The following is a 24,663-nucleotide window of genomic DNA, read 5'->3' on the forward strand; positions in this document are numbered from 1 at the left end:
AATAATGAAGTTATGCTAAAGAATTATTTAACAATCGCATTACGCAATCTTGGACGAAACAAGATTTACGCATTTATCAACATTGCCGGCCTTGGTATTGGGCTGGCCTGTTCGATGCTGATTATGTTATACGTAAAAGACGAGGTAAGTTATGACCGCTTCCACGACAACGTAAAAAATATCTATCGTGTCGTTAGGCAGGAGAGAGACAAATCCGGAAAGAAAACCGGTAATGATCCGAACACCGGTTACTTCCAGGGGCCGAAGTTTGCGGCAAATGTCCCTGGCATTAAATCTTTTGTGCGCATACAAAGCGGATCCCGGGATGTTAAAAGAGCTGATGAAATCACTTCAAGCGAACTGCTGTACGTCGATTCAAGTTTCTTTTCCATATTCTCCTTTCCGCTCGAATATGGTAACAAGCTCAATTGCCTGAAAGACCCTTACTCGGTCGTTTTAAGCGAGGAGGAGGCAAAAAAACAATTCGGTACCGCGAATGCCGTAGGTAAAATCATGCAAATAAAAGAGGATGATGGCTTTAAGCCTTATACGGTTACCGCTGTAGTAAAAAAAACGCCGGAAAATTCTTCAATACAATTTAATATGCTGCTGCCTTTAAAGGTGGCGGCCGAACAGGAACAAAATCCTGAAAACTGGTTCAATATATTTTTGAATACTTTCGTGGTACTTCAACCGAACGCCAATTTAACGGCGGTGCAAAAGGGCATGCAGCGGTTTTACGAGCAGGATTCGAAGAACGCTGTGAAAATATTGACCGAAAAATACGGTCCGATGAATAACAAGACTATCTATCAGTTACAATCGTATGCTGATATGCACTTAAGTACCGATTTTCCTGCGCAAAATGGTTTAACAAATGCCAGTAAACCGCTTTATTCATACATACTTTCAGGCATTGTCCTGTTCATATTGCTTATTGCTTGTATCAATTTTGTAAACCTAACTATCGCCCGGGCCTTGCGGCGTACGAAGGAAATCGGCATTCGTAAAGTCATCGGAAGTGAAAGGAAACAGTTGATATTTCAGTTCCTTGGTGAAACCTTCCTGCTAAGCCTGCTGGCCTTTTTACTAGCTATATTATTGGTTCAGCTCGTTACGCCTGTATTTAATAATCTCTCGAATAAAGCATTGTCACTTTCCTATTTGCTTGATGTGAAATTGATATCCGGCTATGTTTTACTGTTTTTACTTACAGGTTTCCTTGCGGGAATTTATCCGGCGCTGATACTATCGGGTTATAAGCCGGTAGACACCTTGTACAACCGTTTCATCCCGGGCGGTAAAAATTACATCCAGCGATTACTGGTTGTTGTCCAGTTTGCCCTCGCGTCATTTTTGATTATCGCTACGTTTACCTTGTATTCGCAGTTCAATTTTTTGACACATGAAAAATTAGGGTATGATGATAACAACCTTGTGATGGTAAACAAGCAGTCGCTTAGTAAGGATGAAGCAAAGCTTTTTAAAACAGAGCTTATGAAGAATCCTTCCATTACTGGTTTTTCGCCAAAAAACGGAGGTCAATGGGGTACGGTTGCAAAAACAAGCTCAGATTCGACTATGCAATTTTCTTATGAAACCGTGGATGAGAGCTACGTTCCGCTTCTTAAAATAAAACTGCAGCAGGGCCGGAATTTTTCAAAATTTTACCCTTCCGACGCCGACAACTCAGTACTCGTCAACGAAGCGTTTGTTAAAAAAGCACGCTGGAAAAATCCGCTCGAACAAAAGCTTAATTTTTGGTATGACAACAATAAAAAATACACAGTTATCGGCGTTGTAAAAGATTACCATTTTCAATCCCTTGGTCAGGAGATATCCCCGCAGTTATTTACCATGAAAGACAACGGATTTGGTGTTGCCTTCATTAAGATCAAAGCCGGAAAAGAAACGGCTAGCCTGGACTTCATCCAAAAAACATTCAAAAGACTTTTTCCGCTAAACCCCTACAGCTACACTTTTAAAAATGAAGAGAATTTAAAAAACTACGAAGCTGAAGCGAAGTGGAAACAAATCATGCTATACAGTGCCGTATTGACGATTTTTATCTCATGTATTGGCTTATTTGGCTTGTCGGTTTTAACGGCTGAAAAAAGAATTAAGGAAATCGGTATACGTAAAGTACTTGGCGCATCGGTAAATCATGTTGTGACAATACTTTCAGTTGATTTTATCAGGTTGGTTGCAATCTCTTTGGTGATTGCCGTGCCGTTAGCATGGCTTGCCGCTAATAAATGGCTCCAAAACTATCCTTATCGAATAAATCTCGGTTGGGAAATATTCGTTTCCGCCGGACTATTGGTAATACTGATCGCTTTATTTACAGTTAGTTTCCAGGCTGTTAAAGCGGCAATTGCGAATCCTGTTAAAAGCTTAAGAACGGAATAAGAATCTGTTATCTCGGCCGGGTCTAAGTGCCCAAGCCCGAACGTGGTATCTCAACCTGATGCCCGATACCTTACACCAAAAAACGATGCTAAAAAACTATTTTCAAACCGCGTGGCGGAACATCATAAAGCATAAGGCAACCAGCTTTATAAACATTTTCGGGCTTTCTGTTGGGATGACCGCAGCTGTGCTGATATTTTTATGGGCGCAAAACGAAAGGAATTTTGATTCTCAGCCCGATCAAAAGCAAATTTATCGTTTAACCACTCGCGTTCCGTCAATTGGCTGGGTTTGGGAAAGTACTCCGCTTTTACTTGCTGAAGCAATCAGAACGGAGCTGCCGGATGTGCAGAAAACCGCCCGCTTGAATACAAACAACCTGCCGGTTGTAAGTTTAAAGGGAAATCTATTCTATGGAAAAGATTATGCTTATGTAGATGACGATTGGTTCAGCATGTTTAATTACCGCTTTATTGCCGGCAGCACCACTGCTTTCAATGCAAATCCTTTCAGCATTATTTTGACAAAATCGGAAGCGCGAAGATTTTTTGCTGACGCGAATCCAGTTGGTCAGTCGCTTCATATAGACAGCGTAGATTACCAGGTCCGTGGAATTGTGCCGGATGCGTCACCAAATTCCAGCTTCCAGTACAAGGCATTTCTGCCAATCTCCGCGCTGCTAACCAATCCTAAAATTCGCGCCAATGATGAAAATTGGGATAACGCAAACTATATCACCTTCGTTAAGCTCGCCCCTGGTGTTAATATGGAACGGGCGACCAGGAAAATCAACGATGTGATCAAACTGAAAGGAAAAGCAAGTGACAACGTGCCGGTTAGTATGATTTCTTTGAGCGACATGCATTTTGAAACCGAAATACAGAACTCCGTCTTCAATCATGGCAATAAGAACACAGTTTTGATCATCTCGCTGATTGGCGGCTTGCTACTGCTTATCGCCTGCATTAATTACGTTAACTTGTCGACAGCTAAAGCCGGCCTTCGGGCAAAAGAGGTAAGCATTCGCAAGATTACCGGCGCCAGCCGATCAGACCTTTTTACCCAGTTTATCGGCGAGTCATTTCTAACCAGCCTGGTAGCGGCAGTTATAACGCTTATCTTGGTTCGGTTTTTCCTACCCCTGTTCAATGAACTTACCGGAAAAGATTTCGATTTCCGCTATTCATTACCGATACTGCTACAGGTATCAGGTGTAACACTTATCAGTTCTTTTATCCTGAATAGCATTTATCCGGCCCTGCTCCTTTCTTCCTTCAGCCCGATAAATGTTTTCAGAGGCGTTACAATCTTAAAGGTGAAGGACAATACATTCAGAAAGGGACTTGTTATTATTCAATTTATCGTCTCAGTGATATTGATAGCCGCTACGCTAGTTATTTATAAACAAATGCAGTTTATACAGCAGAAGGATTTAGGCTATAGTAAATCACAAGTTGTGTCTTTCGCGCTGCCGTTTACAATTAATCGGGACAGAAAAAATGCATTGCTGAAAACGATGAAGCAGGAACTACTGGCGCAAAGCGCTGTTCAAAGTGTAACGACGTCTAATCAACCGCTGGTAAATATGGGAAGTGCTTGCAGCGGGTGTGCTGATTGGGCTGGCCGCGATACTTCTTTGCGACCAACCATTGCTCAGCTTTCTGTTGATGAGGATTTTCAAAAAACCATGGATTTGAAGATGCAGAGCGGCCGATGGTTTAACAGAAATACATCCGACAAACACAACGTGGTTTTGAATGAAACCGCTTTAAAAACGCTTAGTATCAGGGAACCGGCTATAGGGCAGCAATTCGTTTTCAAAGGTGATACGGGTCAGATCATTGGTATAGCGAAAGATTTTACATTCAAAAGCATGCACGATAAAATCGGGCCGCTTGTTATTTTTAACAATGCCGATTGGCGATCGTATTTCGCAGTGAGAATTTCAGGAAATCATACCCGGGAAGCACTCGCAGCCGTTGAAACAGTATGGAAGAAAAACCTTCCCGAAGTTCCGCTTGAATACAGTTTTCTGGACGAACAGTTTAGCGAGCTTTATACGGAAGACACAAGAACCTCGCACCTGACGTTGATTTTCGCTTGCATAGCCATTGTCATATCATCGCTTGGTGTATTCAGTCTCGTTGCTTTTGAAGTTGAGCACCGTACTAAGGAAATAGGTATCCGAAAAATCCTGGGAGCACCGATAAAAGGGATCGTTTCGATGCTTTCGGCAGATTTTGTAAAGCTGGTCTTTATCTCGATCCTGGTTGCGTCGCCAATCGCGTGGTGGGTCATGAATAAGTGGATACAAAATTTCGTGTACCGTATTCCTATAAACTGGTGGATGTTTGCAATTGCAGGAGTAATCGCTATGCTGATTACCCTCATAACGATCAGCTTCCAGGCGATAAAAGCCGCGATGGCAAATCCGGTGAAGAGTTTAAGAACGGAATGACGAACTATGATGGTCCATAAATTATTAGACCATGAACCATAGTTATAGCGCTCGAATCCCAGCGATACCTGCTCCTGATTCCCTAACTTTACTTCATGAGCAAAAGTCGTTATGAGCAAAAACCTAAAAATCGTATTCAGGCGTCGTCTTTAACTTTAAAGGATAGACTGGCTGCTTTGAAAAATCTGCCGGAATTTTTGAAGCTGGTATGGCAAACCAATAAGTGGATGACGCTCGGCAGTTCATTATTGCGGTTGCTGCGTTCAGCCATTCCATTAGCAATTTTATATGTTGGTAAGCTGATTATCGACCAGGTTGTTTTTCTCAGCAACCATTCGGCAGAGGTACATAACTATTTATGGGAATTAATCGCTCTTGAATTTGGACTGGCAATTTTTTCGGATGCTTTAAACCGGGCGATCATTTTGATCGATAGCCTTCTTGGCGATTTGTTTTCCAATCACACATCTATCAAGATCATGGCCCACGCCGCCACGCTTGATCTTGATCAGTTTGAAGATTCAGTATTCTACGATAAAATGGAACGTGCCCGGCAGCAAACCATCGGTCGCACGATATTGCTGTCGCAGGTCATGAGCCAGATCCAGGACATGATTACCATTGGATTTCTGGCTGCCGGATTAGCGGTATTTAATCCATGGTTGATCCTTTTGCTTTTTGTAGCAGTCATCCCGTCGTTTTTAGGAGAGTCGTATTTTAACGACCGCACTTACGCTCTAACGCGCGGCCAAACCCCGGAACGGCGTGAACTGGATTACTTTCGCTACCTCGGCGCCAGTGATGAAACGGCGAAGGAAGTAAAAACATTTAACCTTTCTGGATTTATAATCGACCGTTTTCGTACACTTTCCAATAAGTTTTATCTCGACAATCGAAAGCTCGTTATACGCAGAGCGAGCTGGGGAACTTTTTTTTCTATGCTGGGAAGTCTTGGCTATTATTCGGCATACGTGGTAATCATTATCCGAACCATCCAGGGTAAAGTAACTATCGGCGAACTGACATTTCTGGCCGGTTCGTTCAGGCAAATGCGATCGTTGTTAGAGGGCGTTCTTACGCGGTTCACTTCCGTGTCACAGGGAGCAATTTATCTTAGCGATTTCTTTGAATTCTTCGAAATCAAACCTAAAATTAAGCTTTCGGCCAAGCCGCTGTCCTTTCCCAAACCAATTCAAACTGGTTTCACCTTTGAAGACGTAGGATTTAAATACCTGCATTCCGAACGATGGGCTAACCGTCACCTCAGCTTCACCTTAAAGCCAGGTGAAAAATTGGCGTTGGTTGGCGAAAACGGTGCGGGGAAGACGACCCTGGTTAAGCTGCTTGCACGTTTGTATGATCCTACTGAAGGCCGGATACTGCTGGATGGAATCGATCTAAAAGAATATGATTTAACCGAACTTCGCGAAAATACCGGCGTTATCTTCCAGGATTACCTGCGTTACCAGATGACGCTTGCTCAGAATATAGCCGCGGGAAACATTAGCGAAAAAGACAACCGGAATTTAATTGAAACATCTGCCGAACAAAGCCTGGCGGATGTTCTGGCCAACCGGCTTCCGGAACATTACGATCAGATGTTGGGCAAGCGGTTTACAAACGGTGTCGAATTATCGGGCGGAGAATGGCAGAAGGTTGCACTGGCGAGAGCCTACATGAAAGATACGCAGCTGTTGATATTGGATGAACCGACAGCTGCGCTGGATGCTCGTGCTGAATACGAAGTTTTCCAGCGTTTTGCTGAGTTAACGCATGGCAAATCGGCAGTGCTGATTTCTCACCGTTTTTCTACGGTTCGCATGGCCGACCGTATCCTGGTGCTTGATAAAGGAGAAATTATTGAGCTGGGTAGCCATGAGGAGCTGCTTCAAAAAGGCGGCCGTTATGCTGAGCTTTTTGACCTGCAGGCAATGGGATACCGGTAACTATGCTTAAAGCTGATTGCTCAAAGCTGAACGCTCACCCGTCCGCTTTTGAACGAAAACTGTGCGATATCGGACACCTCCAAATTTAAAATCGCATTAAACTACTGCAAATCAAAGTATTTTGACACTGGCATTCTATCTGCAAATGATGGAATGAATGTTTTAACGATCAGGCGATATGCCTCGATCGGAAGACTATAAAATTTACAAACAAACAAGATGATAGCTTTAAAGAACATATTTAAGTGGTATAACGTCGGCGGAAATCGAAACTTTATTTTGAAGGACATCAATCTCGACATTCAGCAAGGCGAATTTATTTCGATTATGGGGCCTTCTGGATCTGGAAAAAGTACCCTTTTAAATATCATCGGCATGCTTGACGAAGCATCTGAAGGGACCTATATTTTCCAGGACCAGGAAGTGTTCCGCCTGAAAGAAAAACAACGTTCGCAGCTTTATAAGGATTATATCGGATTCGTATTCCAGGCTTATCACCTGATCGATGAGCTCACAGTTTATGAAAACATCGAAACACCGCTGATATATAAAGACATGAAAAGCTCGGAGCGCAAGGCTATCGTTGCTGATATTCTTGACCGCTTTGGAATTGTAGGTAAAAAAGATCTTTTCCCGAATCAATTATCCGGAGGACAACAGCAACTGGTTGGCATCGCGAGGGCTCTCGCATCAAAACCTAAACTAATTTTAGCTGATGAACCTACCGGCAACCTGAATTCAAAACAAGGCGAAGAGATTATGGAGCTTTTCAAACAGCTTAACAAGGAAGATGGAATAACCATTATCCAGGTTACTCACTCAGAAAAAAATGCCGCGTATGGATCCCGCATCATAAACCTCCTCGATGGCCGAATTGATACAAACACCACTCTCTGATGAATTTTTTTAGAATACCCGTAACAGCATTTTTTATAGCCGCACTTTGGCTTGGCCAGGCAAAAGCGCAGGATTCAACCGCGAAGAAACTTGATCTGAATCAATGTATCCAAATCGCTTTTAAAAACAATCTTGATGTCAAACGCAGTGAATTGCTGTCAGAATCGCAAAAAGTTAATTTAAACCAGGCCAAAGCTAATTTGTTGCCTAACATCTCAGGTAGCGTTAATCACGGTATTAACAATGGCCGCAGCATCGATCCGTATACAAACTCTTATATCGATCAAAGCCTGAAATTTGCCGATTATGCCGCAAATGGTTCGATCACGCTCTTTAGCGGATTATTACTTCAGCATGCTATAAAACAAAACTCTCTCGCTTACCAGGCAACAAAAATGGAATTACAGCAGCAAAAAGACAATCTTGCGTTATCCGTGATTTTATCTTATTTGCAGGTGCTAAACAATGAAGATCAATACCAACAAGCTGTAAATCAGGCAACGCTGACCCGCATCCAGGTGGATCGTTCTGAAATCTTAAACCGCGATGGTTCGATAGCGCCATCAACACTATCAGACTTAAAGGGCCAGCTGGCAAATGATGAAATTTTAATGATCAATGCAAAGAATTCCTTGAACACAGCAAAAATTGATCTGGCAAAAAATATGAATGTTCCCAATGACACAGCACTCGTTGTTGAACGTTTGAATGCTGATGATTTGTCGCTCATTAATAACGCCAGCGCCGATTCGATATACCAATCGGCTCTAACACAATTGTCGATTATCAAAGCTGCTTCCTATCGTACGCAAAGTGCAAACAAAGGTGTTCAGGTTGCAAGAGCTCAATATTACCCTACGTTGTCATTAAACGGAAATCTTTACAGCAATTACTCGAGCGCTGCCTTTACAAACAGCCTTACAGGTAATTCCGAAATCAATACCGGTCAATATGTTAAAGTTAACGGCAGCGAACTACCGGTTTACTCGATGCAAAACGACTATGCCCAGAACAAAATACCGTATGGAGATCAGATCAAAAACAACTTCAGCTCTTCTGTTAGTGTTGGGTTGGCAGTTCCGATTTTTGGCCGTTTGTTTTACCGCAACCGTGTTGCTTTGGCCAAAATAGATTACAGGGAAGCTAAATACACTGAAGAAACAACCAGGATCCAATTAAAGCAAGCCGTTGATCAGGCGTATATTAATAAGCAATCGGCGTTAGACAGGTATAGAAAACTGGAAACGCAGGTCGATGCTTACACAGAATCATTTAAAGCCGCAGAAGCAAGGCTTAACGCCGGTGTTGGAACCAGCGTAGATTACAATATCGCAAAGAATAACCTCGACCGTGCCAAATTAAATTTGATCATCACAAAATACGATTACATTTTCAGGAATCAGATCCTGGACTATTACCAGGGCAAATTATTCTGGTAACAGCACGTTCAATAAAAAAGGCTGCCATACTTCGTCTTATGGCAGCCTTTTTATTGGCTAATTATATCAGGTTATCATTACCAGGATAAACGTTAAAACTGAAATTCCTAAAGCCAGCCACACCATCCAGTTGTTTCTTTTTAACAGCTCAACCTGCTCCTGTAACTGCAACAAACCCATAACCTCTGTTTCTTTCTCCTTTAACTTCTGATTAGAATCGTATATTTTAACCATGCGGATGCCCTTCTCCGTTAAAATAAACAGGTCAGGGCGCTCTTCATGCAGATAATTCATACTGATTAATTCCGACAGCGCATTGCTGTGTTCGGGTTTAACTGTGACCTTATTAATGTAGCCGGCGGTTTCAGCCTGTTTTAATAAATCATAAATTAAATCATTGGAAGTGTTCATTTCCTGCCAACCTAAATGATAACCCATTTCCAATAAATAACAGGATTGGATAATTGTTTTACATCAGCCTTCCAATGGCCCAATGTCCGTTGCCGTAAGACGAGCAATTCGGCAAAAGTGTAACAATTACGTGCGAGCTACGTCTTAAAAATTTGTATATAACTAATTACTAACTGGTGTATCAATGAAACTGCAATTCTTCAAAAAGCGAAACGGCACAGAAAACAGGCCCAAAAAAAGCAAATTACGCGAATGGCTTGATGCCGTTTTGTTTGCCGTCATTGCTTCTACGATCATTCGTGGCTTGCTTTTTTCCGCTTATGCCATTCCATCGGCGTCAATGGAAGGCACTCTCCTGACAGGCGATTATCTTTTCGTCAGTAAATTCGCTTATGGCGCCCGTATGCCAATTACCCCGATATCAGTGCCATTTCTGGAATCGACAGTTACAAAATATAACCTGAAAACTTATTGGGATGGAATTAAATTGCCCTATTACAGGCTGCCGGGATTATCAGACGTAAAACAAGGCGACGTTGTCGTATTTAACTATCCGCCGGACGCTGAAAAAGGCAGGCCGGTCGATATGCGGACACATTATATCAAGCGCTGTATCGCGACACCCGGTGACCTCCTTCTAATTAACAATTCAAATGTATTTGTAAATAAAAAACTAGTAGCAACAGCTCCAAAGGCTCAGACTTCCTACCTCGTAAAAACAGATGGGAACAGCCTAAATCCAGAATTGCTTCACGAGCTTCACATCGAAATACGCGGGCAGTTTAGCATGACGGACTACGAAATGATCATTCCAGCAGACAGTTTTGCGGATTTCAAAAGCAGGCCGAACATTAAGTCTATCAATCCTTTTATTTTACCGAAAGAGATCGTTGATGAGAGTCTATATCCACATAACGCGCTGTTTAAATGGAATATTGACAACTACGGTCCGCTGACCGTACCGAAGGAGGGATGGACTATTCCGCTTAATGATTCAACTCTTGCGCTTTATGGCCCTGCCATCAAAAATTACGAATTAACGCCAGTCGCTAAAAACGGCAATGCGTTTTTTGTAAATGGCAAAAAAGCCGGTTCTTATACGTTTAAAATGAACTATTACTGGATGATGGGCGACAATCGTCATAATTCTGAAGATTCGCGATCCTGGGGTTTCGTACCCGAGGACCATATAGTTGGCAAAGCTATGATCACCTGGATGAGCAGTGACAGTACCGAAACTGCATTAAAGAGGATACGATGGAACCGGATATTACGGGATATCAAGTAACAAAAATTCGCAGGCAGCGTTCTTGGAAACAAACATTTACGCTGCCTGCGGTTTAAAGTCAGATTTATTTTTTCACCAGGCTCAATGCTCGTCCCATGAGTGTAATTTTCGAGCTGTCTGCCAGGTTTAATTTCGCCGATTTGATATCCGGATCAAGCAATTCCAGATGATTTTTGCCGGGAACCTCGATATCAGCCGTTGCAATTTGATTGTTATTAGCGATCATGAGAGAAGACTCGCCTGTGCGGCCGCCGACTTTTGCTTTTAATGCATTTAATTTTGTCTTTTCTAAAAACGCATCGGTCGTTAAACCTAAATCCAGATTTAACTCACGTTGATCAAACCCGGTGACAGTCAGCTGCCTGTTATCGATGTATTTCGAATTGGCTGAATCAGACTTAGTTGTAATTTTAACCACCTTCGGGCACAGAATTAAGATGCTGCCTCTTACCTGCCTTTCGTCGGCTTTATATTTTTCCTTTACATCAATAATCAATTCACCATTTTTACTTTCAACCGTAACCCGGTCCTTCACCCATTTGCTGATCCAGACTTTAGAACTGGAATTGTGCTCTATTGAAACTGAAATCAGGTTGGCAGAATTTACACGGATCGTATTGAACTGGCCGACCTGCTGTTGTTCCAGATTTCGAAAACGGCTTTTAAAATTTCCAGTCTGATATTCCGCTTTCAAGGCTGTGTCGTAGGCAACCATTGATCCTGTTAAAATTATCAAGGCGGCCAGCAATAGTTTATTACTTGTTTTCATGCGTTAAGGTTTATAATTCTCCGTTTTAAATGTTTTATAATGCGCGTCAATTTCTTCAATACTGATATTGAGCAGGTAAATCGTCCTGAAAAATTCGGGAAGTTCCTGTTTAAAGAAACGCTCCTTTTGGTATGTCTGAATTTTGTTTACCGCGTCTGCAGTTACAAAAAAACCGATACCGCGCTTATTGGAAATAATATCCTGGTTCTGTAAAAATTCGTAGGTGCGCATAACTGTATTTGGGTTAACCTGTAATTCAACCGCCAGATCACGGACAGACAGGATCTTCTGTTCCGCAGGCCATTTGCCAAGCAGAATTTTTTCGTTTACGTAATTTGCGATCTGTATATAAATCGCCTCGTTATCTCTAAATTCCATCTTCAGATCTCCTTCTCTTTCAGTTTGAATAATGCGCAAATCCAAAAAACTATAGCGACTGTAAAGAACATTAGCGATGTAAGCATATCTGCGTTTTCATTCAGCCGAATTGGCCAGCTGTTTTCACCTTCGATAACCTGAAGGCCGATGAACGGGACCGCCTTTGAAAATTTTCCATCAAATAAAAAATACGTTATAAATTGATTTAAAATCGATAGTAAAACAAGGAAAACAAAAAAGACAAAACCTGTTTTAACGAAATGTAATCGTTCAAAATAAATGGCGCCAATCAGTGTAATGGAATGTAGAATGATATAAAAACCTATTATACGATAAGGCTTGAGGTCCTCCGAAAATAAATCCATTAATTTTGATTCCGGATTGCCCCAAATCGAAGAGACTATGAACACAACAAGATAAAATGCTCCGATAAAACAGATCAGAAAAATAATCAAAGAATAAATCCAGCTAACAAGAAATTTCTCAACATAAGAAGCAGGAAGCATCAGCGTTTGGATAGCCTTCTTTTTGTCCCCCAGATCGGCAAAGATCATGCTTGTAAAAATTGCTCCCGCGATTAAAAGAAATGTAGAAAATAAGATCAGTTGCGAAACCTGTCCGATAACGCCGTTATTGTTATAGGCAATGAACGCAAAAAGTAATGTTAATATACCCGATATCACCCCCAGCGACATGAGATAGGCTTTGTAGTGTTCCTGCGTATGCTTTGCAAAAAGCATTGTAAATCGATTGAAAGAGAAGAAATTATTTGCCATGATTATCGGTTTAAAATTTCAGTCAGCGGTTTGTGATTATTAATTATCGCGTTAAAAAGCAGCTCCATATCTACCCTGCTGAATTTCTGATATAAGTTCTCAGCAATAGTGTTTGTCCCTATCATATTTTCTTCCGCATATACTACGTTCCGGCCATTCGCTTCAGACGAGGTTAAAAACAAAAGCTTGTCTGATATCTCATCAAGGCTTTTATTCAGCAGTATTTCCCTTTCATGAAGGACAATTACCTGGTCGATCAGGCTGTCCAGATCACGTACCTGGTGTGTTGAAATAATTATGCAACGATCTTCCGTCAGCGCAGATGCGATGATTTTACGAAATTGCACTTTCGAGGGGATATCCAAACCATTGGTCGGCTCGTCCATGATTAATAACGATGTATTACTCGCTAATCCGAAAGCAATCATTACTTTTTTTTGCTGTCCGAAAGATAGCCGGCTCATTACCTGATCAGCGGGAACATTGAATTCCAGCAGGATATTTTCAAACTGCTCCCGGTCAAACTGCGGGTAAAAATGTGCCGTATTTTTCACGTAGCCTCTGACGGTGATTGCCGGCATAAATAATTCTTCAGGAATAAAAAATAATTGGCTTAAAAATGAAGGCCGCCTTTGTGAGGGATTGTGTCCGTTCACGTCTAATTCTCCCTCCTGCGGAAAAACCAGGCCGGCAAGATTTTTCAGAAGTGTCGATTTACCTGCTCCATTTTTACCAAGAAGCCCATAAATATGGCCCTCTTCCAAATACAAACTAAGGTTTTCAAATAATGGCCTTCCTTTTTTATAGCCGAACGTCAGGTTGGAAACTGTAATCATATACAAAAGTTTAGTGTACTAGTTATATAGTACACTACAAATGTATCATTAAAATTGACTAATCAAAATTTCCGAAAAAAAAACAACCAACTTTTCTAGGCAGCCTGCTCTGACTTTCGGTAGGTCACCAGGAAAACGCCGGCCAGAATTAGCAACAAGCAAAGTATTTGCGGGGTGTTAATTTTCTCGGAAGCAATTAGCCAGCCGGCAAACATTGCAACCACCGGGTTGATATAAGTATGAGTGCTGACTATTGCGGGCGGACGCACTGTCACCAGCCATGTGAAAGAAAGGTATGCTATAAGCGAACCGAAAACAATCAGGTAAGCCAAGCCGAACCAACCGCTGAAGGTAATTGCAGGCGCATCAAATGAATGCCAGCCACCGTTAGGAATTGCAATTAAGGCACTGGCTATGCCGGCAAATATTAGTTGCAGAGAGGTTGTTTGCAGATTTGATATAGTACCATTTAATCGTTTTTTGCCATAAAGCGTTCCGATTACCCAGATGACACTGGCGACAAGTACAATGATACTTCCCTTTAATTTGTCTTTTTGCAGCACAAGAGGGCCAGCACCTTCTGGTGTAAAATGCATAAAAAGCATAATCCCAACAAAACCGATTAAAATACCCGCAAGTATTGAAACATTTGAAAAATAAGTCCTCCAATTTTTCTTATCAAGAATGATAAACCAGATAGGTTCCGTTGCTATCAGAACGGCGGCGTGCCCGGAAGTAATATATTTCTCGGCAAATACCACCAGCCCCGATCCACCCACCAGCATCAGTATCCCGCTAATAGCCGACACCCGGATGTTTGCTGTATTATAAACAAATCCAGTTCTGATGGAAACATATGTCAGAAGGATTACACCAGCTACCAAATACCTTATTGCTGAACCAACAAATGGGTCCATTCCCTGCAACACATATACATTTGCCAGGTAAGTAGTTCCCCACACAAAATAAATAGCAAAAAAAGCCAGCGCTATCCACAATACAGGTATTTTAGATGAATTCATAATATTACCATCTATGTTTATTTTAAAGGTAGTAATATTGCAACAAACAAAAATGCTTAATTCCTATTTTTATTTAAATGAAGCTTGAATCAATACCTGAAATGAAGCTGGTTGGCGGCGCTGCCTGTCTCGACTTTATTAATTCAGGCTATAATGAAAGTGAGAATTTAATTACCGAACGCCTGCACTCCTATCAGGACCTGCTCCTGTTAATTAGAAAATGCGGTTTGATCAATGAAATTGAATTTTCTGAATTAAAACGAACTGCGACAGCCAGTGTACAAGAGGCTGAAAGAATTCTCGCAGAAGCCATAAAAGTCAGAACAGTTTTTTATAGAGTGTTTTTTTTACTTACAAACGATCGGGCTAAAGAACTTGACAACGGGCTTCTTAAGAAGTTTAATAAGATCCTCAACGAACCGGCAAAACCTCAGTACACGCTTGCAGGGAACCAACTGGCTCTCGAAAATAAAGATAAACAGGCGGGTTTGAGATTGCCCCTCGATTTGTTCATAAGGTCAGCCTCCGATCTGTTAACTAACAAAAATCAAAGGCTGATTAAAAAATGCTGCGGCTGTGAATGGTTCTTTTTAGATGAGACCAAAAACCACAGCCGCAAATGGTGTGACATGCAGGACTGCGGAAGTATCGCGAAATCAAAACGTTACTACCACAGGAAGAAAGACAAAAAAACATAGGGCAGACAGCCGCTTCAATATCGACTTTCAGCACCTGTTATATAACCTGATCCACGTCAGTAATTGCCTTTCGATGTAAAAATTAAGCTGCCTCGGTTTCAGGCGCCATACCCAGTTACCGGATACTGAGGCCGGCGAATTAAGGCGTGCACTTTCATTGAGGCCAAGCAGATCCTGCACGGAAATTATCGCTGTCTTCGCCACACTCGACAGCGCGAGCCTGGCCAGATATTCATGCACATTTCTATTGTTGATTTTTTGCCCGGAATAATCATCTATTTTTTTTTGGCCTTTAGAATTTAATTCGTTTGCATACCAACCGGCAACGGTGTTGTTATCATGAGTGCCGGGATATACAAAATAATTCGAAGTGAAATTATGCGGGGCGTATGATGACTCCGGCAGATCGTCGCCGAATGCAAACTGCAGTACTTTCATTCCCGGAAGGTCAAACTTATCTCTCAATTCATAAACGGCTTCATCGATATCGCCAAGATCCTCTGCTACAAACGGAAGCCCTCCAAATTCCTGTTTAAGTATTTCAAATAAAGATGCTCCCGGCCCTGACTTCCACTGCCCGTTTTTCGCCGTGGTTTCGCCAGCCGGCACCTCCCAAAAAGCAGAGAAAGCACGAAAATGATCGAGACGAAGCAAATCGTATCGTTCCAGGTTTTTTCGAATACGCCGCACCCACCACTCGAATTTATTTTCTTTTAATACTTCCCAGCGAAACACCGGCATGTTCCACAATTGCCCGTCGGCGTTAAAATAATCTGGTGGAACGCCGGCGACCGCATTCATTTGTCCGTTTTCATCGAGGCAAAAACTTTCGGGATTTGCCCATACATCCACGGAGTCGTGGCTCACATAAAAAGGCAGATCGCCAAAAAGCTTTATGCCTAAACCGTTACAATACTCTTTAAGCCGTTTCCATTGACGCACAAAAACAAACTGAAGCCATTTGATTTTCAAGATAGCGTCCTGGTGTGTTTTTTCAAAAAAACCGATTGATTCAGCCGATCGTAATTTAAAATCCCGGGGCCAGTCAAACCACGGCTTGCCATCGAAAGCCTGTTTTAAAACCTCGTAAAGAGCAAAATCATTCAGCCAATACGCTTCATCAATACAAAACTGTTTAAAGGAGTCAGCCCGATTTCCCGGCTCATTTTTAAAGTTTTCCCAGGCGATATCAAAAAGTTTCTGTTTTAAAAGAACAACTTTCTGGTAATCAACACGGTCCGGCGATGTATCGAAATAATACTTTGGCAGAATACCAGCATCAAGACATCCTTCATCAGCTAAAACTTCCGGACTGATGAATAATATATTTCCGGCCATGCTTGAGTACGAACTGTACGGGGAATGACTCGGGCCTGTGGTAGGCGATAAGGGCAACAGCTGCCAGTATTTTTGGCATGTTCTTCCAAGAAAATCTGCAAATGCTATTGCCGAAGGACCAAAATCACCAATGCCAAACGACGAATCCAACGAACTGATATGCATCAGAGTTCCCGCAGAACGTTCTTTTGGAGGCTGGCTGAGCTTCAGAATTGCCACGGGCAGCGACTTGAAAATTTCATTCAAACTAATTTCTCCGTTATGCGAACCCCTGGCTTTGGACAAAAGATGTTCCCAATGCGCCGGCGCCTCATGAGGAATAATTACAGAAGTATCCTTCCAGTCTAATTCATTAACTGTTCTTTGTTGTCGTTTTGCTAATACTGTTGAGTGTAAGGGTATAACGATTAAATACCATGTCTGCTGATACCTTCGTGCAAAACCCATTGCAAACTTTTTAAGTTTCCCGGTTACTTCCAACGGAATGTAGCTGCCTTTGGAAAAGCAATCAGGATCTTCTTTGCGAACCTGCAGTAAGGTATGAACCAGCCAAAGCTTTATCCGTGCATTATAGCGCGAGTTCCATAGTTCTGGTAAAAAGTTCGAAGGGTCTTTTCCGGAAAGACTTTTAATTTCCAGAAGTGCCTGGGCACGCTCGTCAAAATCAACCGGCCTGCGATTGTCCGGGTCAACCATACTCAGATCCCAGAACTCGCAGCCCTGGTAGGTGTCAGGTACACCGGGACAGGTAAATTTCAACATCACCTGGCTAAGCGAATTGACAATCGCCGCATCCAAAATAGAAGTATGGAATTCATTAAAACGCGGCCAGAAAAGCCGTTTTTTATTTAGCAATCCCCTGGCAAAAGACTTTACCGCATTCTCGTATTTGGTGTCGGGTTCGGCCCAGTCCGAATGTTGCTTGGCTTCCCGGAATGCCTTTTCGAGATAATCGAGCAGCCGGGCTTGATAATTTTCGTCGTCCTGTCCCGGCATAGGATAAGTTCCAATCAGCGTCTGATAAATAAAATATTCGTCATTAAGATCGGGCGAATTATCTTCCTTTAAATCAATATTTAACTTCTGCCATTCTTCGACGGCTTCAAACCAGGCATCAGGCGAATCGCTTAACACGTTAAGCCTTGCTCGCACATCCTCACCGCGTTTGGTATCATGTGTCGACGTAGCGCTAAGAGCCAGCGGCCATTCGTTTTGCCGTTGCTGCATCTCCAGGTTAAACCGCGCGACAGAAATCCCGAAGGAACTGACAGAATCTCCTACTTCATTATGGCTGATAAAACTTGCGTTGGAATACATCAGCGTATCCTCTACACCTTTCGCCATAAGCGGACCTGTAAACTGCATACATCGCCTGAAGAAATGCAATGCCCGACTAGCATAGTCTGGATCGGCTTCAGAATTTGAAGTAAAGAAAACATTCTCCAGCAGTTTAATAGCCGACAAAAGATAGGCTCTGTTTTTAACAATCTCTGCGAACAGTTTTTTCACGGTATCGCTGTCAGCGCCACTTAAAGGGAGCGATTTTTCATAAAACCGATAAACCGGAAAACCTATCAAAAATTCGCCTATAGCATCACGAAGATTTTCAGCGGGCACCGACTGCAAATCCTCGATACCTGCGAGGCGCAATTGCGAAAACCAGGAAGCAAGGTTATCAAGCTCGCCAGACATGTAGCGGGTGAGTATGAATCGCTTCTTTTTATCAACCTGGTCTTCAACCGGCTGACTTTTCCTTATCAGCTTTTCGTAGAACCGGTTAAAGGATTTACTCTTACGGTGATTGATTAAAAGGTTGTTGATAGTGGCAAGAAAATCATAACCGGTAGTCCCCTGTACCGGCCAGTTGTCCGACAGCTTTTCACCGGGTTCCAGGATTTTTTCTACGACAATATATGTTTCATCCCCTGCTAAACGCCGCAGCCAGGAGAGATATTTTTCGGGATCATATAAGCCATCGATATGATCGACCCGTAACCCGTCTATTATTCCGTCATTAACTAACTGCCCAATAAATTCATGGCTTTGGTTAAATACTTCATCGTTTTGTACGTTCATACAGATCAATCCGTTTACGGTAAAAAACCGCCGGAAATTGATCTTTGTATCCGTTTCCTTCCACCAACATAAACGGTAGTGCTGCTTTTCAAGAACTTTCGTTAATAGGACCTGGTCATTATTAACGGCGTTCATGCAGCTTTCAATGTACAACCTGCTTACATCATCCATCATTAATGCTTCAAGCTGCGATTTAATTTCTTCCGCCGCCAGGGTGAACATTTTCTTATCCTCCGGTAGGATCTGCTTTTTAAGTTGTTCCAGCAATTGTGTTACGGACGAATTAGCTACGCCGGTCGCGGACAGAATTACCTGGTAGCTTTCAAAGCTCAACGGCCATGCGGCATCAAAGTATTTAATCATCAGGCGCTGATCCTTGTAAACGACATTAAGCTGTTTTTCAGCTAAGACCTCTTGCAGCGAAGAGCCTAAAAAAGGCACCATGATCTTCTCCTCCGAAAATCCACTTGATAAACCCTGATCAAAAAACGTCTCTTTATCAGACATCCGGCCCTTTTCAAGCAGGTCCATCAGCCAGGTGTTCTGCGGGTCAAACGCCATATGATTAGGAACGATATCCTGCAGCCAGCTCATATCATTTTCACGGAGCCACTTATTTATTGCTTTCAGTTCCTTAGATGAGCCTATTTCTGGATTGACCTGGCCGGGATCAGTAACATCATACCCGTGATTACTGCCCGGAACCGCTTTAAAAATCGGTGATGCATAGATTGTTTTTATGCCTAAGTCCTTTAGATAGGGCAGTATTTTTTTTAACCCATTAAGAGTAAAATCTTTGTGAAACTGCAATCGATAAGTAGAAACAGGATCAAACATGGTTATTGAAATAGATTACGACGGATTCTGGTGAAACTTCGAGATTGGCGTTGCCGATTGTTATTTCGGGAGAGTCTTCAAAACCGCCCCATTGTTTATCCGATGAAGAAATCAGCTTATTCCAATCCTTTTCTGATGGCGGGATTACTGCCGTTCGGCGTTGTTTTGAAAAGTTCAGCGCGCAAAAAAGCCGGTGTTCTCCCTCCCATCTTTCCAACAACAGCAACTGGTTTTCCGGATCAGCTACGACCTCCAGATTATCGCGGTTACATTTTTTTAATACCTGGTTATTCTTACGAAGCGAAATCAGCGCCTGGTAGTACTTAAACATGCGCTCATGATCCGGCTTATCTAAAAGTCCCCACTGCAGCTTCGACTTTAAAAACGTTCCTTCCGCCATTGGATCGGGAACTTCACCAGCCGAATGAAAATCAGAAAACTCTTCCTTCCTACCTTTGCGAACAGCTTCTGCCAGTTCCGGATCGGTATGGCTTACGAAGTACAAAAACGGGTTCGGCTCGCTCCATTCCTCGCCCATAAAAAACATTGGCAGAAACGGCGAAACGATTATCGCGCCGGCTAGTAATTTCTGCGTTTCAAAGCTAAAGAGTTGGCTGCTGCGTTCGCCGAGCATCCGGTTGCCTACCTGGTCGTGGTTCTGTGAGAAAACGATAAACTGCCATCCCGGGTTGCCCGTTTTGCTTCCGAATATTTTCTTTCTGTGCGGCGAATACATGCCATCGAACACATATGCATCACGATAAGCTTTTGCAAGATGATTAATCCCATCGAAATCTGAATAGTAGCCATTCGTATCGCCACCGGCGGCCACCCGCAGCGCATGATGAAATTCATCGATCCATTGAGCATCCATTCCATAGCCGCAATTCTTAACCGGATCAATAAAACGGTGGTCGTTAAGGTCGAGTTCAACGATCAGGTGATGCTTACGGCTGGATTGCTTCATTAAAGCATCTACATTTTCCTTTATTTCACGCAGAATATGCGTCGCACTTAAGTCTTTGATAGCATGGACCGCATCAAGCCGCAAAGCGTCAACATGAAAATCACGAAACCACATTAACGCGTTTTCAATGAAATATTCTCTTACACCGTCACACCAGGCGTCATCAACATTAATTGCGCTGCCCCATGGCGTGTTATATTTATCAGTGAAGTACGGGCCGAAACTGTCAAAATAGTTTCCTTCCGGACCCATATGATTATAAACCACATCGAGCACCACTGCAACTCCCTTATTGTGACAGGCATTGATCAAATGCCGAAGCCCGTTGGGGCCGCCGTAAGAATTCTGAACCGCGAAGGGAAAAACGCCGTCGTACCCCCAGTTGCGGTTGCCCGGAAACTGCGCGACCGGCATAATTTCAATGGCAGTTATACCTAATTCAAGAAGATAGTCAAGCTTTTCTTCGATTCCTGAAAAGGTGCCTTCCGGGGAAAAAACTCCTGTATGAAGCTCATAAAAAATATAATCGCCTAAAGGCGGATTTGTCCAACCTGTATCTGTCCAATTAAATTCCTTAAGCGATACAGCTTGCGAAGATTCGTGTACACCATCAGGTTGAGAGAGCGAAGCCGGATCCGGTCGCTTTATTTTTCCATCAATTAAAAAGCAGTACTTATCTCCGGCATTTAACCTGTCGGTAGTGACTTGCCAATAACCAAATTCCCGCTTATTTAACGAAACGACTTCCCCGGTTTGAACTATAAGCAAATCAAGCTTGTCGGCAGAAGGAGCCCACACTCTTACTACAGCTTTTCCGTCTTCCTGAAAATTTACGCCAATCGAACGTTTTTCAATATCAATCGTCTTCATTTTTCTCTTCAAAATCAGGGCTCTGGAGCAGTAAAATTGAATGACTTTCGACGCTTACTTGTTCACCCGCTTTAAAAGTTTTTCCTTCAGGAATTGTATTGCCATTACTGTCGATGATTTTAATCCATTCGGCGCCATAATTTTCCGGCGGGAGCACATAATCCAACGCTTCAGAATGCGCGTTAAAGATCATATAAAAGCTGTCATCAATGATTTTACCGCCTTTTTGCCCAAGCCTGTGAATACCTCTTCCGTTTAAAAATACAGCAAGTGATTTAGCGAAATCGTGGTTCCAGTTTTCATCCGACATTTCCATACCTTCCGGTAAAAACCAGGCTATGTCATTCAGTTCGGATCCATGAACAGGTTGACCTAAAAACCATCTCCTGCGGCGAAACACAGGGTGCTTCTTTCGGATACGAATCAACTTTTGTGTAAACTCCAGCAAGTCGTTGTCAGCATTTTTCCAGTCGATCCACGACAGTTCATTATCCTGGCAGTAAGCGTTGTTATTTCCCCGCTGCGTTCGCCCGATCTCGTCGCCTGCTACTAACATCGGCACACCCTGCGAAAGGAAAAGTGTCGACAGGAAATTCCGCTTCTGGCGCTTTCTAAGAGCATTTATTTCCTTGTCGTCGGTTGGGCCTTCCGCTCCGCAGTTCCACGACCTGTTATGATCATCTCCATCATTGTTATCTTCGCCGTTAGCTTCGTTATGCTTTTCATTATAAGAAACCAGATCGTTTAACGTAAATCCGTCATGCGCGGTGATGAAATTTATACTCGCCGTAGGCTTACGGTCATCATCCTTGTATAAATCCGAGCTTCCTGTAAAGCGTTCGGCAAATTCGCCAAGCATGCTATCGGCGCCGCGCCAGTAATCGCGGATACAATCACGATATTTACCGTTCCATTCCGCCCAACCGGCCGGAAAGTTTCCTACCTGGTAACCGCCTTCTCCGATGTCCCAGGGTTCAGCAATTAACTTTGTCTGCGAGATGACCGGATCCTGGTAGATGATATCGAAAAATGCGCTGAGCCTATTCACTTCATGCAGCTCGCGCGCCAATGTGGAGGCCAGGTCAAACCGGAAACCGTCGACATGCATCTCAGTTATCCAATACCGAAGACTGTCCATAATAAGCCGTAATACATTCGGAAGCGAGGCATTCAGCGTATTTCCTGTTCCGGTATAGTCCATATAGAAGCGTTTGTTATCTTCCGTAACGCGATAATATGACTCGTTGTCTATTCCTTTGAAGCATAACGTCGGCCCCATATGATTGCCTTCCGCCGTGTGATTATATACCACATCCAGGATCAGCTCAATTCCCGCTTTATGTAGTTCCTTCACCATCGTTTTAAACTCGGCCACCTGTTCGCCGGCACAACCGCTGGATGAATAACGCGTATCAGGAGCAAAAAATCCGATGGTGTTATATCCCCAATAATTACTAAGTCCCTTCTCGGTTAAACTGCCATCATTAATAAAATGATGAACAGGCATGAGCTCCAGCGCTGTAATTCCGAGTTCTTTCAGGTAATTAATGGTTACCGGGTGACCGATAGCCGCATAGGTACCACGAATTTCTTCGGGAATGTCGGGATGCGTCATCGTAAATCCTTTTACATGAGCTTCATAAATAATTGACTTATGATAGTCGATTTTAAGCTGGCGGTCTCCTTCCCAGTTAAAATGGCAATCTATCACTACGGACTTTGGCGTAAACGGTGCGCTGTCGATTTCACTAAAGCTCAAATCTTCATCCGGGTTTCCAATTTCATATCCAAAATGTGATTCGCCAATTTCAACAACACCGTTAATTGCTTTCGTATAAGGATCAATCAGCAATTTATTATGATTGAACCGGTGGCCGTTTTCGGGCTCATAGGGTCCATCTACCCGATAGCCGTATAACTGGCCGGCTTTAATTCCCGGAATATAAGCATGCCATACGAGATGTGTCCTCTCCCGTAATTGTAGCCGGGTTTCAATACCTTTTTCATCAAACAGGCAGAGTTCAACACCGGTTGCATTTGCGGCAAACAGCGCAAAATTTACTCCGTTCTTATCCAATGTGGCGCCCAACGGATAAGGCGCCCCAGTATAAATTTCATAGTTCATTAGTTCTGCTGATTAAAAATTAATAGCGGGATGTTAATATAAGAGAGTTGTAAATCGGATTGCTGAATAAACAGGCGGTCGTAAAACCAGTATTTCCGATTTGAGAGTGCGATCACATCAGGCTTAATTATCTCAGCGACGTTATTAATGTCGTTAATGGTATCAGTGCCTGGAAGATTAATCAGCGTTGTGTTTTTATAGTGGATTCGTGGAATTATTTCGTGAACAAGAAGTTTCTCTGCATAACTATGATCTATGTCCGGCAAACCCGAGGCTGTAACATGAATAAGGATAAGTTCAGTGTTAAAGAAATGGCAGAGCTTTACCAGGGGAAGCAAATTTGCTATATCACAATAGCGTATATCGGTTATGTAGGCAAGCTTTTTAAATTCCTTTAACTGGCTTTTTTCGCTGAAATAAAGAACCGGAGACTTTAATTTGCTTAACGACGGATAAACTTCGTAGGCATCGAATTCGTTATTAACTGATGTGCTTTCACGATATTTAACAATCAGGCTAATTCTGTGAATATCAATTTTTCCGTTGCTGTTAATATCCGCTTCATCTATAACAGTAAGCCGGGTTTCCTTACCGGCATGCTGTTCTAAAAATTCAATAAATTGCTCTTTTACATAACCTTCTTTATCCGAAAGTTCATCTTTAGAAGCCCCGGCCAAAGCCATTAATTCTTTAACCGGCTGGGGTATAACATCTTCATCAATCAATAGTAAGGCAGCATTCGTTTTCTTTGCTATTCGCAATGCAGCCATTGCGGCATGCCTGCCGTTGTCGTTAAACGGTGTAATTGAAAGTATGTAATTCACAGTATTGATATAATTTTAATGATGCTAAGAATAATCATCGCGACTTCCTATAAAATATCAGCTATGTTTCTATGTATCAATGGCAATTAATACATTACGTTACCTGTAAGATTTAAAGCAGATAGACATTTGAACAGTTACCATCATAAACCCAACTCCTGACGGCTAACCTTAATGTGAACAGATAACCATTTATTAAACAAATTTGTTCACGGATTAAATACTTATTTTACCCGGACCGCTGCTGACTAAGAAATGTCGATATTAGGTTTTATACCTGTTTGACGGAGGAATAAGCT

General features: G+C 42.5%; 17 protein-coding genes. 7 read left to right on the top strand and 10 right to left on the bottom strand.

Features of this window, described 5'->3' with window-relative positions; genetic code table 11:
• Nucleotides 1-12 precede the first annotated feature (12 nt).
• The 5 genes from GS399_RS10885 to GS399_RS10905 all read left to right on the top strand — a co-directional run bounded on the left by GS399_RS10885 (nt 13) and on the right by GS399_RS10905 (nt 9,149).
• Nucleotides 13-2,409, top strand: coding sequence for an ABC transporter permease (locus GS399_RS10885; protein ID WP_160844645.1), 2,397 nt, complete (start codon nt 13-15; stop codon nt 2,407-2,409).
• 85 nt (nt 2,410-2,494) lie between these two features.
• The gene (locus GS399_RS10890; RefSeq protein WP_160844646.1) at nt 2,495-4,867 is read left to right on the top strand and encodes an ABC transporter permease; all 2,373 of its coding nucleotides are present in this window, start codon (nt 2,495-2,497) and stop codon (nt 4,865-4,867) included.
• Between the two features lie 95 nt (nt 4,868-4,962).
• Complete coding sequence (locus GS399_RS10895) at nt 4,963-6,813, top strand: ABC transporter ATP-binding protein (protein ID WP_160844647.1); 1,851 nt, start codon at nt 4,963-4,965, stop codon at nt 6,811-6,813.
• 219 nt (nt 6,814-7,032) lie between these two features.
• Nucleotides 7,033-7,710: an ABC transporter ATP-binding protein gene (locus GS399_RS10900; protein WP_160844648.1), complete on the top strand. Its 678-nt coding sequence runs from the start codon at nt 7,033-7,035 to the stop codon at nt 7,708-7,710.
• The gene (locus tag GS399_RS10905; RefSeq protein WP_160844649.1) at nt 7,710-9,149 is read left to right on the top strand and encodes a TolC family protein; all 1,440 of its coding nucleotides are present in this window, start codon (nt 7,710-7,712) and stop codon (nt 9,147-9,149) included. The genes GS399_RS10900 and GS399_RS10905 overlap by 1 nt, the downstream gene beginning before the upstream one ends.
• Before the next feature lie 66 nt (nt 9,150-9,215).
• Here the strand turns inward: GS399_RS10905 and GS399_RS10910 are convergent, their stop codons facing one another.
• On the bottom strand, nt 9,216-9,587 hold the full coding sequence (locus tag GS399_RS10910) for a hypothetical protein (RefSeq protein WP_160844650.1): 372 nt from the start codon (nt 9,585-9,587) through the stop codon (nt 9,216-9,218).
• Nucleotides 9,588-9,744: 157 nt separating this feature from the next.
• On the opposite strand from GS399_RS10910, the gene lepB reads away from it, so the two are divergent.
• Entirely contained in the window at nt 9,745-10,848 is a 1,104-nt protein-coding gene (lepB, locus tag GS399_RS10915; protein WP_160844651.1) for a signal peptidase I, read from the top strand.
• Between the two features lie 64 nt (nt 10,849-10,912).
• Here the strand turns inward: lepB and GS399_RS10920 are convergent, their stop codons facing one another.
• The 5 genes from GS399_RS10920 to GS399_RS10940 form a co-directional block, all read right to left on the bottom strand.
• Nucleotides 10,913-11,617 (bottom strand): hypothetical protein, encoded by a 705-nt coding sequence (locus GS399_RS10920; protein WP_160844652.1) that lies wholly within the window; start codon nt 11,615-11,617, stop codon nt 10,913-10,915.
• A 3-nt stretch (nt 11,618-11,620) separates the two neighbouring features.
• A complete protein-coding gene (locus GS399_RS10925; protein WP_160844653.1) occupies nt 11,621-11,995 on the bottom strand; it encodes a GntR family transcriptional regulator in 375 nt (124 codons plus the stop codon).
• Between the two features lie 2 nt (nt 11,996-11,997).
• Nucleotides 11,998-12,771 (bottom strand): hypothetical protein, encoded by a 774-nt coding sequence (locus GS399_RS10930; RefSeq protein WP_160844654.1) that lies wholly within the window; start codon nt 12,769-12,771, stop codon nt 11,998-12,000.
• Between the two features lie 2 nt (nt 12,772-12,773).
• A complete protein-coding gene (locus tag GS399_RS10935; RefSeq protein ID WP_160844655.1) occupies nt 12,774-13,607 on the bottom strand; it encodes an ABC transporter ATP-binding protein in 834 nt (277 codons plus the stop codon).
• A gap of 95 nt (nt 13,608-13,702) precedes the next feature.
• On the bottom strand, nt 13,703-14,629 hold the full coding sequence (locus GS399_RS10940; protein WP_160844656.1) for an EamA family transporter: 927 nt from the start codon (nt 14,627-14,629) through the stop codon (nt 13,703-13,705).
• Between the two features lie 77 nt (nt 14,630-14,706).
• Here GS399_RS10940 and GS399_RS10945 point away from each other — a divergent pair, with 77 nt between their 5' ends.
• The gene (locus tag GS399_RS10945; protein ID WP_160844657.1) at nt 14,707-15,327 is read left to right on the top strand and encodes a CGNR zinc finger domain-containing protein; all 621 of its coding nucleotides are present in this window, start codon (nt 14,707-14,709) and stop codon (nt 15,325-15,327) included.
• Between the two features lie 27 nt (nt 15,328-15,354).
• Here GS399_RS10945 and treY read toward each other — a convergent pair whose 3' ends face one another.
• Genes treY through GS399_RS10965 form a run of 4 tightly spaced genes read right to left on the bottom strand, consistent with a single transcriptional unit; the run spans nt 15,355 to nt 24,364 of the window.
• A complete protein-coding gene (gene treY, locus GS399_RS10950; RefSeq protein WP_160844658.1) occupies nt 15,355-19,578 on the bottom strand; it encodes a malto-oligosyltrehalose synthase in 4,224 nt (1,407 codons plus the stop codon).
• A complete protein-coding gene (gene treZ, locus GS399_RS10955) occupies nt 19,571-21,415 on the bottom strand; it encodes a malto-oligosyltrehalose trehalohydrolase (protein WP_160844659.1) in 1,845 nt (614 codons plus the stop codon). The genes treY and treZ overlap by 8 nt, the downstream gene beginning before the upstream one ends.
• Nucleotides 21,402-23,540, bottom strand: coding sequence for a glycogen debranching protein GlgX (gene glgX, locus GS399_RS10960; RefSeq protein WP_160844660.1), 2,139 nt, complete (start codon nt 23,538-23,540; stop codon nt 21,402-21,404). The genes treZ and glgX overlap by 14 nt, the downstream gene beginning before the upstream one ends.
• On the bottom strand, nt 23,540-24,364 hold the full coding sequence (locus tag GS399_RS10965) for a hypothetical protein (RefSeq protein WP_160844661.1): 825 nt from the start codon (nt 24,362-24,364) through the stop codon (nt 23,540-23,542). Before GS399_RS10965 ends, glgX begins: the two co-directional genes overlap by 1 nt.
• Between the last annotated feature and the right edge of the window lie 299 nt (nt 24,365-24,663).

It is taken from the genome of Hufsiella arboris, from assembly GCF_009834875.1.
GTDB classification, from domain to species: domain Bacteria; phylum Bacteroidota; class Bacteroidia; order Sphingobacteriales; family Sphingobacteriaceae; genus Hufsiella_A; species Hufsiella_A arboris.